The sequence below is a fragment of the candidate division KSB1 bacterium genome, assembly GCA_022562085.1.
Lineage (GTDB): Bacteria > Zhuqueibacterota > Zhuqueibacteria > Oceanimicrobiales > Oceanimicrobiaceae > Oceanimicrobium.
The window spans coordinates 1-13,900 of record JADFPY010000094.1 but is presented as its reverse complement, the minus strand read 5'-3'; the positions used below and the strand labels follow the sequence as shown (position 1 = coordinate 13,900).

The window sequence follows — 13,900 nt, the reverse complement described above, 5'->3', positions numbered from 1 at the left end:
GAAATTGTGGCAGGTACAGCCACGATTGGCCATGAAATCATAAAAGAACTTTCCGATGTTGAGCTGGTTTTTGTACCGGTTGGTAACGGAGCTTTGATTGGCGGAATTGGAACAGTCATCAAAAAACATAATCGCGCGATTAAAATAATCGGTATTCAATCGGAACAGGCGCCCTGCATGGCTTTGTCTTTTGAGGCCGGTCATCCGATTAATACCGAGAAGTGTGATACTTTTGCCAGTGGCATGGCTGTTAGAGTGGCGATCCCGGCGGCGGTCGATTTGATGCTCGATGTGGTGGATCAAATGGAGTTGGTTACTGAGCAGGAATTGAAAGAGGCGATGGGGTTATTTTATCGTTTTACAGGTCATTTACTCGAAGGAGCTGGTGCGGCGGCTTTGGCCGGTGCTTTAAGAATGCCCGAGTCTATTAAGGGGAAAAATGTATGTTTGATTGCATCGGGGGCGAATGTGGATGAGGGGTTAAAGCAGGAGATTATTGAGAAATTTGTGTGACTGTTCGTTCAGGCATCCTTGCCAGAAAATTTATTTTCTGGCTCAAAGCTTAAGTCGGCTGAAGCCGACTTTTTAGGATCAGTTATCTTCATATGACTTCAGCCATGAGCAATGAATTTCAAGTCATGGCGATCGAATTGATTAGGAAAGGAGACTTCAAAAATGGTTGATCTTATAATCCGTGGCGGTACGGTTGTCGATGGTACCGGTAAACCGGCTTTTGTTGCCGATGTTGCTATTGACGATGGTAAGATCCTAAAAGTTGGCGATACTTCAAAAGTTCAAAGCAAAACCGAATGGAAAGCGGCAGGGAAATACGTTTGTCCCGGCTTTATTGACATTCACAGCCATTCGGATTTTTCGCTTCTGGTTAACCGATTTGCTGAGAGCGGCGTACGACAGGGGATCACCACTGTCGTTACGGGCAACTGTGGTCACGGCCCTGCACCCGCTCCCGACAAAGCGCTCGCCAAGCAAGTAACGATCGGATTTAGTGAAAACTGGGATGTTGATTTTGCCTGGACGAATTTTGCAGAATATCTGGATGCTCTTTCCTCGCCTGGCGTCTCGATCAACGTTGCACCGCTTGTGCCACATGGGACGGTCAGACTCGCTGTGATGGGATATGAGCCTCGTCCCGCTAACCGGAATGAATTGAGCGTAATGAAATCGCTGGTTGAGGAAGCCATGTCCGCCGGGGCGGTTGGTTTTTCAACCGGACTTGAATATGCCCCGGGGTATAATGCCGATGAAAACGAACTCGTGGCCTTGAGTGAAATTGCAGCGAAACACAATCGAATTTATGCCAGTCACATCCGCAATCGCGGCGACACTTTTGAAGAAGCTGTCGATGAAGCCCTGAACATAGCAAGAAGGGCCGGGTTGCCGGCTCAACTGTCTCATCTTGCTCCCCGACCTTATGCCGACCCAGCAGCTTTTGATAAAATTCTGAATAAAATTTATAACGCCATTGAAAAAGAACAATTGCAAGTTGGGATTGATACCTTTCCCGATATTTGGGGACCGGGTCCCGTCGTGACTTTGCTTCCGCCCTGGGTTTATGAAGGACCTCATAATGAAATTTTAAAAAGATTAAAGTCCCATAAAGTTGTAGAACAATGTCGTGAATACATTGAAAATCCAACGAATTATTTGCTCCGTTTGGGCGGTTTTGAAAAATTCTATTTAACATGCTCAAAAGCTCATCCTGAGTTGGTCGGCAAGAATTTTAAGGAAATATCAGACATTTTAAAAGTGGACTACACCGATACGATTTTTCGAATAGTTCTGGACGACGAAGAGGATTATTACAATGTCATGCTGCGCCATATCTACGCAACTCCCGAGGATCTCGACAAGCTTTTGCAACAGCCCATTTGCAGTATTGAGAGCGATGGTGTGATCGCAGCACCTTATGGACACCTTGAAAGTTTCGTTATGAACCGCGCAAGCTACGGATATACGATTCGATTTATTCAGGAGTACGTTCTCGATCGTAAACTTTTTAGCATCGAAGAGGCAATTCGAAAAATGACTTCCCTACCGGCAGATTCTGCCAAACTTGATAATCGCGGCAAACTACAAGAGGGTATGGCGGCAGATATTGTCGTCCTCGATCTTGAGGCAGCAGCAGATCGAACGACCGATGATGTGCCAAATCTCTACCCATCCGGAGTTGAACTTGTTGTGGTTAACGGTACAATTGTTTTGAAAGACGAAACTCACACGCAAGCCCTTGCCGGTCAAAGGCTTCCTAACTAAACCATAGAAATGTCAGATTTCGCGGCAACTATTTCGGATTTTATCTGGGGACCCTGGACAATTGCGCTGCTCGTTCTTGTCGGTATCGCCATGACTGTCTTTAGCAGGGCTATTCAAATAAGAAAATTTGGCCTTGCAATCCGACTGATCATGAAAGGCGAACTTAAAAGGGATCATACACAAGAGGAAAGAGGTGAAATTAGTCCGTTTCAAGCATTAACCACCGCGATGGCGGCCACCATTGGAAATGGCAATATAGCCGGCGTCGCAACGGCAATCGCGATTGGTGGTCCCGGGGCAGCTTTTTGGATGGTCGTAATGGCGCCGCTCGGTATGGCGACGAAATTCGCGGAGGTGTTTTTAGCTGTAAAATATCGCATCGAGAGTAAAGATGGTACTCTGCTCGGTGGTCCGATGGTCTATTTGGAAAAGGGCGCCGGGTTACCTGTGCTGGGTTTGATTTTTGCCATATGTGCTAGTTTAGGGGCCATTGGCGGCGGAAACCTTGCGCAAGCTAATTCTGTTGCCCTGGTCATGTTTACCGAATTTGGCATTTCCAAATGGATTACCGGACTCATTTTAACTATGCTTCTCGCCAGTGTTGTGCTGGGAGGTATCAAAAGAATTGGTCAAGTGGCAGAGCGGCTTGTGCCGTCGATGGTTGTGCTTTATGTATTTGGAGTCATTATTATCCTTGTGGCAAATATTGAAAATTTGCCGGATGCGATCAAATTAATATTTTCCAGTGCATTTACTCCGGTGGCGGCAGTGGGTGGTTTTGCGGGTTCAACAATAGCCCGGACCATCGAATATGGTATTCGCCGCGGCGTTATTTCAAGTGAAGCGGGATTGGGATCCGCAGGCATTGCTCATAGCGCCGCTAAGACTTCCAACCCGATGCGTCAAGGAATTATAGCGATGATGGGCGTTTTTATTGATACGATAATCGTTTGCATGGCAACAGCTTCCGTAGTTGTCATTACCGGCGTCTGGAGCAATGGGGAGATGAGCACGGCGATGGTGGCCTCGGCATTCAATGCAAATATTCCCTATGGCGGCATCCTCGTGGCGATCTGCTCGCTTCTTTTTGGGTTCACATCATTGGTAGCCTGGGCCTACTATGGCGAACAAGCTTTGCGCTATGTCATGAAAGGGGCCCACATTGGAACAATTTATCGATTGAGCTGGTGTGTTTTGGCTTTCATCGGCTCCGTTTATGGCGTAAAAATTATCTGGGATATCTCTGATTTTCTCATCGGTTTAATGGTTATTCCGAATGTGGTTGGCCTGGTGTTTTTAGGCCGTCAGATCAGGCTTGGCGTCAAGGAACCACACAATCTATAAACCAAGCCTAAGATTAATTAATCACCTTTTTGAGCTCTGCTTTTACTAACCGATCTTTTAAATCCTTGCCTTAATTCATCATCCTCCAATTTTGTTAATTTGAAACAATCCTAATTATTTCAAATAGTCTTCCGATTCCTGTAATAAAGTTATTTATAGGAATCGGATCTGATGAATTGGCATGGACGCCTTATTTTCTGCCTGGTTTTTGGGTTTACAGTTTTAATTGGTAAGAACGGATTGACTCAGGAAAAATTCAGCCAGGAAGTTTTGCTGAAAGAATCGAAAGGAATCATAAAGCCACGCAAGCAATCGAGTGATTGGTTATATAAATCTCTGGCTGTAAATTACGTTGCCTTAAACACGCTAGATTTGATCACAACATTCTATAGTTTGGACAGAGGAGCAAAAGAAGCGAACCCAATCGCAAGGGCTTTTATTAAGAATCGACCTTTGGCAATCCTTATAAAAGGAGGGGTTACAGGTGGTGTTTTATTTGTTATGGGACAAGTTAAAAAAGAAAATAAAAAAGCCGCTCAAATTACGCTTGGGGTCTTAAATATAATGTACGGGCTGGTGCTGCGAAACAATATTGGCGTCATTTTGCAGCTCAACAAATAAATCACCCCGGCAGCATTCGAATGTACTGCATCTTCAGGGGATAATTCAACTCTCTAAATCTTCTCATTTCAGCCAGTCTGTGATTAGGCGGAATTCCATCTAAATATCGAACATATTTTTCACCTAACCAATTGGTCTCACTGTAGCGGGTGCTTAGCCTGCCGGATTGATATGAAAAATTGCCGCGCTCAAAAAGGTGATGGCGCAGCCAGAGCTTGTCAAATTTTTCCAGTTTTTTCGAAGCGTTGAAATATGCAACAAAGAATTTAAGAATCTGGTAAGTATCGATCTTCGCTAATAGCTCCAGGTCGCGGATAAATTCCTCTGTCTCAATTTCTTTTTCGCCTGCGAGGTATTTTAGAGCAGTGTGAATTCCGTGATTTATTTCTTCAATGAAAACCATGAACGGGTAGATGTTTTTTTCATGCAAGCCTTTGCGCGGATCATATTTTTCTAGCCTGGAAATAATGTAATTTGAAAAATAAATAGCCAGATAGAGCTTTCCTTCTAAAATTCTGAAAAACACTCTGGCGCTGTCGGATAACTCAAAGCTTTCTTTGGATGAGAATTTTTGGAGATCCTGGAAACGCCCCGTGCCGATGATGAACTGCTCAAGATTAATCCCGCTTGATTGCCGGTAAGTTCGTTCCGTGAGCTGTTGTAATTCTTTTAGTAGGGACATGATGGTCTCAAGCCTCATAAGTGTTGTTATTCTGATTTCCAAAGAAGATTTGCCGAAGCATTTTGTCCAGACTGTCCCGCCCGTTTTGAATGTCAACGTAGTTATCCGCCAGATTGTTCAGAGCGATTCTGACCTGCCGAAATCGTTCAGCTAAAGTCGCCAGAGTTTCAACCAGGCTGTATTTAATCGCCAGCCGGTGTTGGGAAGCCCAGCGGTAACTGCTTTTGCCCATGTTTTCATAGTATTCGAAACCGGGTGTCTTTCTGCCATAAGTCGATTTTTGATAAATGGCGTCGGGAAAGAACCCGGTCATAAAAAGGGCATAATTGCCCAGGTGGCTTCGAAGGTAGAAAGCTTCAAATGAGGATGCTTCCACAAAGTCGGTCATAATATCTACCAGGTAATGATACGACCTGGAGTGATTTTGTGAGATAGTTTGGGAACGTTGAGCGCTGCAAAATTCGGCTAACATGCAGGCAATGTAATCGGTGATCTCCCGATCGTCGATATCATTTTCCAAAAAAGTTTTTCGGGCTAATACATAAAAATAGAGGTAGGGGGAAATTTTGCTAATGCGTGACTTCTGCACAACATTCAGAAAGAGTTCTTTTTGATCGAGAATCACGTCACGGCTTTCTGCGTCTGTTAAAAGTTCTGTGAGGGCAACTTTGTTTTTGGAGTCCTTTGCAAGTGAATTAACAATAAAAGCAAAATCATCAGCATTGAATTTGTCTCGACAATTGGCTCTAATCACTTGAATCACCACCTTTGGTTGATTAACAGTTCAGAATCTTCGTGGCCTTTTTAGTTATAACAACAATCTTGCCCGGAGTATAATTGCAATTTAAATTGGTTCTTGCCCTCCTATTTATATTATCGACCGTTTTGTTTGTGAACTTACTTTAATAATAAGCCCAAACTGAGACAAATGCAAAAAATGCTATAATTTTCCTTCAAATAGTATGGCACACGGGCTGCTGGAATATCTTGATTTTTCTGAGCCTTATCCCTATATTTATTCGATTTTTTTAAACTAAATTAACCTTTTAATGCTATCAAGTCTCAAACGCCTAACCAAACATTCTGCGGTTTACGGTCTCGGGAATATCGTCACCAGGCTCGTGACCTTTCTTCTGCTTCCGCTTCACACAAACCAGCTCAACACAAACGACTTTGGCGTACTGGCGATTGTTTACATGTTTATCGCGCTCATGACCATCGTTTACACCTACGGAATTGACGCGGCGTTTTTACGCTATTTTATTTTGAGCGATGACCCCAAACAACGGAAAAGAGTTTTCAGCACCGCCTTCTGGGCAGTGTTGGTTGTAGCTGGTATCCTAACTGTACTGATTTACCGCAACGCTGGTTTTTGCTCAAGCGTGCTTATTACGCAAGGTAATTACGCCCACTTGATTCGACTGTCCAGTTTTATCCTTTTGTTCGACGCCTCGGCATTCTTACCCTTTTTATTTCTGCGAGCCGAAGAAAAATCCGTCACCTTTATTCTGCTGAAGTTTTTAAATGTGATCACCAGTGTTTCATTAAATGTTTATTTTGTAGTGATTTTAAAGAAAGGGGTCACCGGTATTCTCCTGGCGAATGTCTGGACCTCCGGGGTGACTTTTTTGATGGTCATGTTCATTTTAATCCGGCAGGTTTCGCTGCAATTTAGCTGGGCTGATTTTAAAGAGCTGCTCAAGTTCGGGCTGCCATACCTGCCTTCCGCTTCGTCCGTTGTCTTGCTGGATTTAATCGATCGATACATTTTGGAAAGGCTGGTTGGACTTGGAGAAACCGGTATTTATAATGCAGGTGTAAAGCTTGGATTGATAATGGCCTTGTTGGTCGCCGCCTTCCGATTCGCCTGGCATCCGTTTTTTCTCACCACTTCCAAACAGGAGGATGCCAAAGAAATATTCGCTAAGATTCTAACTTATTTTGCCGTAATTGGCGCCTGCCTTTTCTTGACCGCCTCCTTTTTTATCGATCAACTCGTCCAATTTGATTTTTTTGGCGTGACCCTCATTGATGAAAAATATTGGCAGGGTACGAAGGTGGTGCCTCTCATTTTACTTGCTCAGTTAATTTATGGCGTTTATGTGAATTTTGTTGTTGGCATCCACTTGAAAATGAAAACGAAGTTCCTGCCAATTATAACCGGCGCCGGACTCGCAGTCAACGTTGCAGTAAACTTATTTTTAATTCCAAAATTTGGCATGATGGGAGCCGGTTATGCAAAAGTCGCCGGCTACATTGTAATGAGCGGGTTTCTTTATTTCGTTGCGCGGCGCTATTACCCGATTCCGTATGAATTTGGCCGCCTGCTTAAATTGATAGCGGTTGCTTCGGTGGTGTTTTATTTTGGATACACGGTTCAAGGTTCCTGGGAAATTTTGCTAAAGCTGGGACTTCTTTTGAGTTTTCCGGTCCTGCTGTTTTTGACCGGGTTTTTTGAGCGCAGAGAATTAAATAAATTGAAAATAATTTTGAGCCGAAAAAAATCTGCTTAAAAAGACATGCAATTCCTCTCAAAAATATCCCCACACAAGTATATTCTAGCAATCTTAGGATTGGCATTTGTCTTCAGGTTCGTTGGGATTTGGTATGGGCTGCCCTCACTTTATAACTCAGATGAACCGTTCAATGTCATCAACTCCCTGGCCTATGGGGCGAAGAAAAGTTTGGAGCCAACGTATTTCGTTTATCCGAGTTTTTACTCGTATCTGCTCTTTGCAGTTTATGGTCTGTATTTCATTTTTGGCAAACTTTTTGGCGTGTTTGAAAATGCTGTAGAATTCGGCACGGCTTATTTTATTGACCCGACCGGACTTTTTTTTGTTGGAAGGTTTTTGAGCGTACTCGTTGGCGTTGCAACCATTTGGTTGACCTATAAAATAGGCCAGCGGTTTTTTTCTAAAAGAATTGCGCTTTTGGCCTCCGCAGTTTTAGGGTTGAGTTTCACCCACGTAAATCTATCTCACTGGATTTTAATCGAACCCACTGTAGCTTTCATGTCCGCGTTGGCGCTGTATTTGATATTAGGGTTTTATGAGGCACCTTCATTAAAATCGTCTTTTGTAGCTGGTATAGTTTCAGGACTGGCTATTTCTACAAAATACAATGCTGGATTTATCCTTGTACCTTTGTTATTTGCTCAAATTTTTCTTTACAGAAAAGCATTGCCAGAGTTGTTCAAAAATCTTGCCGGCAGTGTTGCTGCATGTTTTATTGGTTTTTTGTTAGGCTCTCCTTACGGGCTGTTTTCTTTTTCATCCTTTTGGGGTACTCTGCAATACACTTTTGCCCACGTTTCAACCGGAATGGTTGGACACTTCACCTCAGTTCCTCTGGTTTGGCCGCTTTGGGAAATAATTTTTTCCGATTGGAGTGTCGGAGTGGTCTTGGTTGCCGGGTTTATATATGCTATTTTTCAAAAGGAAAGAAAGCAGCTCCTACTGCTTTCATTTGCTCTTTCATCTCTATTATTTATCGGTCTATGGCAACGTACCAGTATTCATTATTTAATGCCGATTTATCCTGCCCTTTCAATCTTAGCGGCGATTTTTTTGAATGATATTCTCAATCAAAGATTGAATAAGTTTCTCCGCGTTTTTTTGCTGATACTTATTTTCTTGCCTGCTGCCGTCAATATTGTCTATCAGGATATCCGGTTGACCCAGACAGACGTTCGCACTCCAGCAAAAAATTGGATTGAAGCCAGCATTCCAGATGATGGGATGATTGCCTACGAAAATTATTTTTATGGACCAAACCTTTTCGACCCTGGGAGATTTTTTAGAAACTCCGATGAAAGCCGGTGGCTGCCTTTGGAGATAAAAGAAAGGTTACTAGAGGAAAAACTCAGACGGGTTTCTTACCAATTAATCAATCTGAGGAAGGATTTTAAATTGCGTATTTTAGCTAAAGACAAAGCGAGTGGCGGTGTGGCTAAAAATGCTTATGTGCGGCAGCTTTTAGAGACAAGACTACCTAAGTTGTCAGCGGTCCAAAATGCCAGGATTAAGTACGTCATGGTTTCGAGTGATAATTACGATCGCTATTTTAAAAGCAGACCTCCTGAACAGGGAACGCCGGCCTGGCTCAGCTATCAAAACGGCCGTAGCTTTTACCAGAGCGTTTTCGAATCCAAGGAGTTGATTCTGTTGAAAGAATTTAAACCTGGTTTCTGGAATTTAGGCCCGACTGTAAAGATTTATAAATTTAAGTCTGTTGGAAATGGAAGCAGCAACCAGTAAACAAATTAGACCTTGAAAAAACAGACCCTGCCTTTAGCTTACCCTTTTGATTGGAGCGGGCTTGAAAACTTCGATTATTCACTAGACGCAAATGGCATTCCGCAAGTTTATATGGGTAAAAAGCTCGGACTGCAATATAATCCAATCACCGTCTCCCAGTACGGTCTGTACCATCTACAGAAGTATGTTCCTTCAAATGATGAAACTGAGTTGAAAATTGTTCAAGCTGCTGCGGCCTGGCTGGTTGAAAATTTCAGAGATTGGCAAAGAGATATTGGCGCCTGGGTTTATGACTATGATTTAGAATTTTACGGCGCCAAAGCGCCATGGATTTCCGGAATGGCTCAAGGCCAGGGCATTTCACTTTTGCTCAGAACATACCAACTCGCACCGGATGATCAAATCCTTGAAATTACTCAAAGAGCATTTCGAGCTTTTTTGCATCCGGTTTCGGAAGGCGGCGTCACAGCCCGCTTTCCGGACGGCTCACTGATTTTCGAGGAATTTACAACCGAGACTCCGTCTTTGGTGCTAAATGGTTACATCTTTGCTCTGTTAGGAATTTTGGATTATGCAATCTTCTGGCAGAATTCCGAAGCCCAGGATTTATTCCAGATCGCGATTCGTGGCTTGATAAAAAATCTCCATCGTTACGACACTGGCTATTGGAATTTATACGATCTTCACCCGACTCGCCGCCTGGCTTCTCCGATGTACTTAAAAGTGCATGTGCAATTGCTGCGGATTTTGGCGAACTTGACAGGAGAGCAAGTTTTCGGGGAAACGGCTGACAATTGGCTAAAATATTTGTCAACCCCAACCTGCCGTTTCAGGTGGTTGACTGGAAAGGTTCTGGAAAAAATCCGGCTGCTTTTTGGCAAAAAATGAGTCAATTTGGAAATACATTTTTCGGTTTTTTAAGTTGTAAATGTAAAGAAAAGTTTTAACTTATTTAACTCATTGAGAGATGTCTTAAGAACTATTGCACTGTTTTATAATGTCAGATATTGATTAATCGAGGGAATCAGTGGACGGAAAAAACTCAATTTTTAAACAAAAGCCGCTGAATTTTGCCCATCGCGGGTTTACGGCTTCGGCGCCTGAAAACAGCATGGCCGCATTTAAAGCCGCGGTCGAGTTAGGTGCGCACGGAATTGAGCTGGATGTGCGAACCTGCAAAACCGGCGAATTGGTGGTTTTTCATGATCCCACTCTGGCCCGCATGACAAACGGCCGGGGATTTATTAAAAATAAAACACTTGAAGAGTTAAAGGAGTTAAGAATCAAAACTCACGATGGCATGACCGATGAGCAGATACCAACCATCGGAGAAGTCATTGATCTTCTCGGTGATAGAGCGCTTCTGAACGTTGAGATCAAAACCAACGGCATTCCAAAGAACCGTATTGAAAAGAAGGTAGTAGAAGTTTTACGTCATTACGGGATTGAATACAAAACTATCATTTCTTCTTTCAACCCTTTGGTTATGCGGCGGCTTAAAAAAATCGATGATCAATTGTTAACCGGATTTCTGATTGACAAAAATTTCAATGTGGGCCGCTCAGAGATTCTCTTAACAAAATTTGCCGGGGCCAAAGCGATTCATCTCGAAAAAAGCCTGGCGAAAGATGCATTTATCAAAAAAGTCCAGACGTTGGGTTTTTATTGTGTCGTTTGGAGCGTAAATGAGCCCGCTATGATGGAGCGACTTACAAACATGCGAGTTGACGCCATTATAACAGACAAACCTGATCTTTTAAAAAACATCAATGTGAGCTTGCACCATGCGTAAAATTTTAACACCTCTATTGTTTTTAATTGTCTTACCCTCCTTTGCTTTAACACAAAATAAACCTGCCAATTCTCTGAAATACTTATGGCCTACGGACGCTAGCAAATATTTGACTTCTGTTTTCGGTGAATACCGGGCACGGCGTTTTCATACTGGTATTGATGTTAAAACCTGGGGAAAAACAGGGTACAAAATTTTCGCTATTCGTCCCGGATACATTTTGCGAGTGTCTGTTTCGCCCGGTGGATACGGCAAGGCTGTCTACTTAAAGCTTGATACCGGGGAAACGGCGGTTTATGCGCATCTTTCAAAGTTCAACGATAAAATTCAAAACCTCGTTGAAAGAGAGCAGGGGCGTTTGGGAAAATACCGGGTTAATTTATATTTGAAAAAGGGCCAAATACCTGTGTCTCAAGGCGATGTCATCGCTTACTCCGGGCAGACCGGGATCGGCGCGCCTCATCTGCACTTTGAAATTCGAGATTCCAATAATCTCCCTTTAAATCCGCTTTCCAAGGGATATCAAATTTCGGATAGAGTGAAGCCGATTGTTCGAAGAGTCAGCTTCAGCCCGCTGGATGTCAACTCCGAGGTGAATGGTGATTTCAAGCCGGTCGTAGTGACGCCGCAGTGGGTTCGCTCCGGCGAATATATTATAAAGGAGCCAATCTCGATGTGGGGGAACGTCGGGATTGCGGTTCGCTGTTTTGACAAAGGTGTGACTTCGTTCAGCGGCTATGGCGTTTATAGTCTTAAATTATTCGTGGATGATGCTTTGCGTTTTGAGTATTCATACGATAAACTGTCGTTTCAAAAAAACCGCATGGTTGAACTCGAGAGAGACTACCGTTTATCCCGCCGGCAGTTTGGACGATTTTATAAATTGTACAAAGATAAGTACAACACGAAATCCTACTACCGGCCGAATAAACTTTGGGCAGGCGTTCTCAAAAGCGCTTCATTAACTGCCAACCCGAACCTTCAATCGAAATCAAATCTTGGCTCACCCGGGCAAAGCATGAAGGCCTCTTCCGGCTCTTTATACCCGGGGCTTCATGAGTTCCGGATCGAAACAGCGGATTACATGGGAAATACCAGCACTGTTCGCGGCGAAGTACGGGTGGGCGCCGCTTTTAATATCTATCCGGTGATTGCCGAAGGTGAGAACGGAGAATTGAGTCTCAGGGATGTCGTAACTTACGACCTGAAAAAAGTCGGTGAATTAGAAGCATTTGTTTTAAATGGCAATCATTGGCAGCCAATTCCATTATCGTGGTCGGAAGATGATAGCTACTTAGAAGAAAAAGGCGGAGAAGGGAATCTGGATAAAGCTGAAAACAGTGCCAGCGCAGTTTTGGTAAAAGATATTTCAGTAAAGCCGTTAGTTCTAAAAATAAATGCAAGAGATGAATTCAAGGTCAATTCCCGGCCGTTTTTTTATGTTCACCCGCAGCCAATTGAGACCGATCATGCACCGCAGTTAACTTTTTATTATGATTATTATGACGATTACATACGGTTAGCAATCTCGTCAAAAAACATCTTAGGAAGTATTCCTGATATCATTTTGTATCCGGATCGACCCAATCCGGTTGAGATTAAAATTCAACAAACGGATTTAAAAAAATTTATTGGACGAATTGAATTAAGCAGACTTAGCGGCAATTTCCATCTTTTAAAAATTACCACTGAATCTTTGAATGGCGAAGCATTTTCGAAATTTGAGCAATTTGAGGCGAGACCAATCAGGCCTCGAAAAACCGGCCGCATGGTCTCCAGCGACGAGAATTTTTGGGTTAATTTTTGGTCCGGTTCGCTTTATCGGCCCATTTACACACGCGTTGTGATTGACAGTACCCGATTCTCAAAAAAATATGATTTTGCAAGCCACATTTATGATATTGAACCCAAAGATGTTTTATTGAATCAAGGCGCGTTTGTGCATATTCGAATTCCACATTTGGAAACGAGTCCCGAAAAGCTGGGTGTTTATTACAAAGACCTGCGCAAAAGGAAATGGATATTTATAGACAATAGCTTCGATGTAAACGCCGGCTCAATGTCGGCAAAAATTTTAAGTTTTGAGCAGTTTGCTTTGATCCGGGATAGTGAACCGCCGGAAATCACCAGAATCCGGCCCGGTCGCAATGTACGTTTAAAAAACCGGACGCCTCGAATCTCGTTGAATATCCAGGATACTCTATCTGGTATCAAAAGCGAAGAGGAGATTGAAATCAGGCTCAACGGCCGCAGGTTGATCGCTGAGTACGATCCGGAGCGCAAAAGAATATTTTATGATATCAAAGAACCCCTTGCCACCGGGCGTTACGAAATTAATGTGAAAGCGGAAGATAACGCAAAAAACGTGACCACTAAAACCTCCGTTTTCTGGATAGATTGAACCGCTAGTGCTTTGATTTCTAAATAATAATACATATAGGGAAAAAACCGGATATGAATGGCAAAACCTGGTTTTGAGAGTCATTCGTTGTCATTTGGCCACTTATTGTCATTTTTTTAATGACCCAATGACCATGCAATGGCTTTAATGACTCTTCAGCATACCGGACAAACAAAATGCCAATTAGTGTTTAAACTTAATTAGGTTAGGAATCACTGGACTAGCATGATCCCTCTCAAAGATGACAACCCAAGGTTGCGCCCGCCGATTTTTACAGTGGGTCTCATTGCTGCAAATATTGTGGCTTTTTACTTTGAAATCCAATTTGGTCTTAAAAATGCCGTTTTTCAATTAGGGGTAATTCCAAGTAATATAATTGAGCTGCAAGACCTTCATACTTTGGTAACCTCCATGTTTTTGCATGGCGGATTTTTGCATTTAGGCGGTAACATGCTTTACCTGTGGATTTTCGGAGATAACATCGAAGGATACCTTGGGCACTCCCGGTTTTTAGTGTTTTATTTGTT

At 43.1% G+C, this 13,900-nt stretch carries 12 protein-coding genes; 10 read left to right on the top strand and 2 right to left on the bottom strand.

The genetic code is table 11. The annotated features are described in order from the left end of the window. The 4 genes from IH879_10005 to IH879_09990 form a co-directional block, all read left to right on the top strand. Positions 1 to 513: pyridoxal-phosphate dependent enzyme (locus tag IH879_10005; GenBank protein MCH7675270.1), on the top strand; the 513-nt coding region annotated here is incomplete at its 5' end. Positions 514 to 675: 162 nt separating this feature from the next. Continuing rightward, on the top strand, positions 676 to 2,274 hold the full coding sequence (locus IH879_10000) for a D-aminoacylase (protein MCH7675269.1): 1,599 nt from the start codon (positions 676 to 678) through the stop codon (positions 2,272 to 2,274). 9 nt (positions 2,275 to 2,283) lie between these two features. Continuing rightward, positions 2,284 to 3,618: a sodium:alanine symporter family protein gene (locus IH879_09995; GenBank protein ID MCH7675268.1), complete on the top strand. Its 1,335-nt coding sequence runs from the start codon at positions 2,284 to 2,286 to the stop codon at positions 3,616 to 3,618. A 171-nt stretch (positions 3,619 to 3,789) separates the two neighbouring features. Next, the gene (locus IH879_09990) at positions 3,790 to 4,239 is read left to right on the top strand and encodes a hypothetical protein (protein MCH7675267.1); all 450 of its coding nucleotides are present in this window, start codon (positions 3,790 to 3,792) and stop codon (positions 4,237 to 4,239) included. Position 4,240: 1 nt separating this feature from the next. On the opposite strand, the gene IH879_09985 is transcribed toward IH879_09990, so the two are convergent. Then, positions 4,241 to 4,921 carry a hypothetical protein gene (locus tag IH879_09985; protein MCH7675266.1) on the bottom strand — a complete coding sequence of 227 codons (681 nt, stop codon included), beginning with the start codon at positions 4,919 to 4,921 and terminating at the stop codon, positions 4,241 to 4,243. A gap of 7 nt (positions 4,922 to 4,928) precedes the next feature. After that, complete coding sequence (locus IH879_09980; GenBank protein MCH7675265.1) at positions 4,929 to 5,675, bottom strand: hypothetical protein; 747 nt, start codon at positions 5,673 to 5,675, stop codon at positions 4,929 to 4,931. 295 nt (positions 5,676 to 5,970) lie between these two features. Here IH879_09980 and IH879_09975 point away from each other — a divergent pair, with 295 nt between their 5' ends. The 6 genes from IH879_09975 to IH879_09950 form a co-directional block, all read left to right on the top strand. Beyond that, positions 5,971 to 7,434, top strand: coding sequence for an oligosaccharide flippase family protein (locus tag IH879_09975; protein ID MCH7675264.1), 1,464 nt, complete (start codon positions 5,971 to 5,973; stop codon positions 7,432 to 7,434). 6 nt (positions 7,435 to 7,440) lie between these two features. Beyond that, positions 7,441 to 9,180 (top strand): glycosyltransferase family 39 protein, encoded by a 1,740-nt coding sequence (locus tag IH879_09970; GenBank protein MCH7675263.1) that lies wholly within the window; start codon positions 7,441 to 7,443, stop codon positions 9,178 to 9,180. A 12-nt stretch (positions 9,181 to 9,192) separates the two neighbouring features. Further along, positions 9,193 to 10,068 carry a hypothetical protein gene (locus IH879_09965; GenBank protein MCH7675262.1) on the top strand — a complete coding sequence of 292 codons (876 nt, stop codon included), beginning with the start codon at positions 9,193 to 9,195 and terminating at the stop codon, positions 10,066 to 10,068. Between the two features lie 139 nt (positions 10,069 to 10,207). After that, positions 10,208 to 10,972: a glycerophosphodiester phosphodiesterase gene (locus tag IH879_09960; protein MCH7675261.1), complete on the top strand. Its 765-nt coding sequence runs from the start codon at positions 10,208 to 10,210 to the stop codon at positions 10,970 to 10,972. Next, the gene (locus IH879_09955; protein MCH7675260.1) at positions 10,965 to 13,373 is read left to right on the top strand and encodes a M23 family metallopeptidase; all 2,409 of its coding nucleotides are present in this window, start codon (positions 10,965 to 10,967) and stop codon (positions 13,371 to 13,373) included. The genes IH879_09960 and IH879_09955 overlap by 8 nt, the downstream gene beginning before the upstream one ends. A gap of 225 nt (positions 13,374 to 13,598) precedes the next feature. Further along, the coding region (locus tag IH879_09950; protein ID MCH7675259.1) for a rhomboid family intramembrane serine protease at positions 13,599 to 13,900 on the top strand (302 nt) is incomplete at its 3' end.